Here is a 3794-nt window from a genome sequence, read left to right on the forward strand (position 1 = left end):
CGCTAATTTTTTCATTCTTATTCCTCAGTTACTGATGAAACCAGAACATCTCTATATCCTCCATCCAGAGGCCCAACGATTCCGGTTCGTTCCATTTCTTCAACCATTCTTGCTGCACGGTTATAACCAATTTTTAATCGTCTTTGGACGGCAGAAATACTCGCTTTCCGTGTTTGGATAACAAATTCCACTGCTTGATCATAAAGAGGATCGTCATCTTCAGTCGATTGCCCCTCTTCATCACTTCCACCCTCACTGTCACTGGTCATTTTTAAAATGTCTTCAATATAATTTGGTTCACCTCTGGCTCGCCAATCATCAGCAATCCGGTGAACCTCCTTATCATCTACAAATGCACCATGAACTCGTAATGGAGCACCGCTTCCTGGAGCCAGATACAACATATCACCATGCCCCAGCAATTGCTCCGCACCTTGTTGGTCAAGTATAGTACGAGAATCAATTTTAGAAGATACCTGGAACGACATACGCGTAGGAATGTTTGATTTAATGAGTCCTGTCAATACATCAACAGAAGGCCTCTGAGTTGCAAGAATCATATGAATCCCTGCCGCTCGTGCTTTTTGCGCAATACGTGCAATCAACTGTTCCACCTTCTTGCCAACAACCATCATCATGTCCGCAAGTTCGTCTATAACCACTACAACATAAGGCAAAGCCTCTAGCTCGGGGGCAGTGACATCCATAGAGTCCACAGGTTTCCACAGAGGATTAACTAATGGTTCACCGCTCGCGATCCCTTCAGCTATTTTAGTATTGTATCCCGCTAAATTTCTTACTCCCAAAGCAGCCATCATTTTATAACGGCGCTCCATTTCATCAACGCACCAGCGTAATGCACTGGCAGCTTCTTTCATGTCGGTAACAACTGGAGTTAACAAATGCGGAATGCCGTCATACACCGATAATTCCAGCATCTTGGGATCAACCATGATCAGGCGAACCTGCTCAGGAGTTGCTTTAAATAAGATACTTAATATCATCGCGTTAATGCCCACCGACTTTCCGGAGCCAGTGGTACCCGCAACAAGTAAATGCGGCATTTTAGCCAGATCAACCACCATAGGATGACCTGCAATATCTACCCCCAAAGCCAAGGTTAACGGAGAATGAGCGTGTTGATATACATCTGCTGACAAAACATCAGACAGACGTACAATTTCTCGAGAGTGGTTAGGTAATTCAAGTCCAACGACTGTTTTACCTGGTATAACCTCAACAACCCGGACAGAAATTACGGATAAAGAACGTGCCAAATCTTTTGACAGGGCAGATAATTTACTGACTTTCACACCCGCAGCAAGCTGTAATTCAAATCGAGTGACGACTGGGCCCGGATGAACTGCAACCACATCAGCCTGAATACCAAAGTCCAGCAAATGCTGTTCTACGTCTCGCGAGACATTTTCCAATTCCTGATGAGTATAGCCCCCCATTGGCTTGCCAGGCTGTCCTTTATCCAGAAGATTCAAACCAGGTAAGGTTCCTGAGGTTATCAGTTTTGGCGGACGAATTTCTTTGACTTCCTTAGCAGGCTTTGCCACTTCAGGCGTAATTTCAGCTGGCGCTATTAAGACAGGAACTGATTTTTCTCGTTCGGGTTCACGCTCAACCTCTTTTTCTTTCTTCGGCCGGAATAAGTTCGGTACAGGTTTCTCTTTATTTGCAACTTCAACTGTTGTTTTTTCAACAGCTTCACGAGCGTTGTAACGTGCGATACCGTCATTGCTTAGATTAATTATTTTTCTTAAAGTAAGATAGGCTGTATTGAGGGCAAATAAAGTATAAATACCAATTAATTCTATAGCCCTTAGCCAGGACAGTCCTGTTAACCAGGTCGTACCTACCAAAAACATAGCAGATAAAACCAGAGTAGCCCCCTGATAATTAAGCATGTGATACCAGGCATTGCTGACCGCTTGACCAATAATTCCACCAGCACTGTGGACAGAATCCACCGCTTTGATTTGCGGTTGGAGACTTAGTAGGCCACAACCGCCTAAGACCATAAAAATAAAACCCGCTGAGCGAAGAAATAATACACTTCTGTCAATAAATTTTAATGAATGAAAATCTTTAATCACTGCCCAAGCAACATAGACAAAAGCAAAGGGTAAAAGAAACGCAAAATAACCAAATGCGAAATACAGGGTATCAGCAAGATAAGCTCCAACTTGCCCTCCTGAATTGGCAATATTTACCCCTGAACGAGATGCATGTGACCAACCGGGATCAGTTATTTCATAGGTAAAAAGCGACAGAAGCACGAACAGTGCGCCTGATAAAATAAGTATAAAACTGCCTTCGCTAAGGCGTTTTACAATAAAGTCTGGCATGGATTTTTTAGGGGTTCCTGCCGATTTTCCCGAGTCTTGTTTGGCCATAGGTATTTTATTATTTTCGTTTTTGTCATAATATTTGCCATCTTAACACAAAATATAAGGAAGGCAGAGACGATGAGCACAAGCAATCACCACCGCTTAATCATACTTGGTTCTGGTCCAGCAGGGTACACCGCCGCAGTCTATGCCGCAAGAGCCAATTTAAACCCAGTATTAATTACTGGAATGGAGCCTGGTGGTCAACTTACCACTACCACCGAGGTAGACAACTGGCCTGGCGATGTAGAGGGGCTGCAAGGTCCCGCACTGATGGAACGTATGCAAAAGCATGCTGAGCGCTTTGATACTCAAATCATCTTTGATCATATTGTCAAAGCTGATTTAGCGCAAGCTCCATTTACCCTTCAAGGTGATATGACAACCTATACCTGTGACGCATTAATTATCGCCACTGGGGCTTCTGCCCGCTACCTGGGATTAGAATCAGAATCAGCATATCAGGGGAAAGGTGTATCAGCCTGTGCCACCTGCGATGGTTTTTTCTATCGTAATAAAGCCGTCTGCGTGATTGGTGGAGGAAATACGGCTGTAGAAGAAGCACTCTATTTATCTAATATTGCCTCATCAGTAACGTTAGTCCACCGACGAGACAGTTTACGAGCTGAAAAAATCCTGCAAGACAAACTGTTTGAAAAAGCACGGACAGGCAACATCAAATTAGTATGGAATTGCACACTGGATGAAGTATTAGGTGATGAAAGAAAAGTAACTGGTGCCGCCTTACGTAATTTAATTACTGGCGAAAAAGAAACATTAACCGTTGATGGTGTTTTTATTGCTATTGGCCACACTCCCAATACTGGGCTATTTGTCGATCAGTTAAAAATGAAAGACGGATACCTCACCATTAAGTCTGGATTGGATGGAATGGCTACCAGTACATCAATTCCCGGAGTATTTGCCTGTGGTGATGTTGCCGATCATGTATATCGTCAAGCAATTACTTCTGCCGGTTTTGGATGCATGGCAGCTCTTGATGCAGAAAAATATCTGGACTCACTATAGAACATAGATGCTTTATATCTACAGCCACCTGGCTGTAGATATAAATAACCTTAAGGAATGAGGATTGAATTGGCAGATAATAATTACTATTTCCCCCACCCCGAAAGCAGTGATAAGCAAGGTTTGCTGGCTATAGGGGGGGATTTAAACCCTTCACGCATTATTCAAGCATATTCCTTGGGAATTTTTCCGTGGTTCGAGCCTGGATGTCCTATATTATGGTGGTCACCAAACCCAAGACTCATACTGCATCCGAATGAATTTAAACTATCTCGTAGCCTGAAAAAATCTCTGAAAAAGCAATTCAGATTATCCATAGACACTGCATTCCATCAAGTGATTACGGCTTGCGCCACCAATTCTGAC

At 43.3% G+C, this 3794-nt stretch carries 3 protein-coding genes; 2 read left to right on the plus strand and 1 reads right to left on the minus strand.

Annotation, left to right across the window (positions count from 1 at the left end; translation table 11 throughout):
* Positions 1–17 precede the first annotated feature (17 nt).
* Positions 18–2405: a DNA translocase FtsK gene (locus tag Q0495_RS10620; protein WP_298625930.1), complete on the minus strand. Its 2388-nt coding sequence runs from the start codon at positions 2403–2405 to the stop codon at positions 18–20.
* 72 nt (positions 2406–2477) lie between these two features.
* Between Q0495_RS10620 and trxB the strand changes: the two genes are divergently transcribed.
* Both trxB and Q0495_RS10630 read left to right on the plus strand, forming a co-directional pair.
* Positions 2478–3428, plus strand: coding sequence for a thioredoxin-disulfide reductase (gene trxB / locus Q0495_RS10625; protein ID WP_298625932.1), 951 nt, complete (start codon positions 2478–2480; stop codon positions 3426–3428).
* A 69-nt stretch (positions 3429–3497) separates the two neighbouring features.
* On the plus strand, positions 3498–3794 hold a 297-nt coding region (locus Q0495_RS10630), incomplete at its 3' end, for a leucyl/phenylalanyl-tRNA--protein transferase (RefSeq protein ID WP_298625934.1).

This window comes from uncultured Legionella sp. (genome assembly GCF_937871865.1).
GTDB lineage: Bacteria > Pseudomonadota > Gammaproteobacteria > Legionellales > Legionellaceae > Legionella.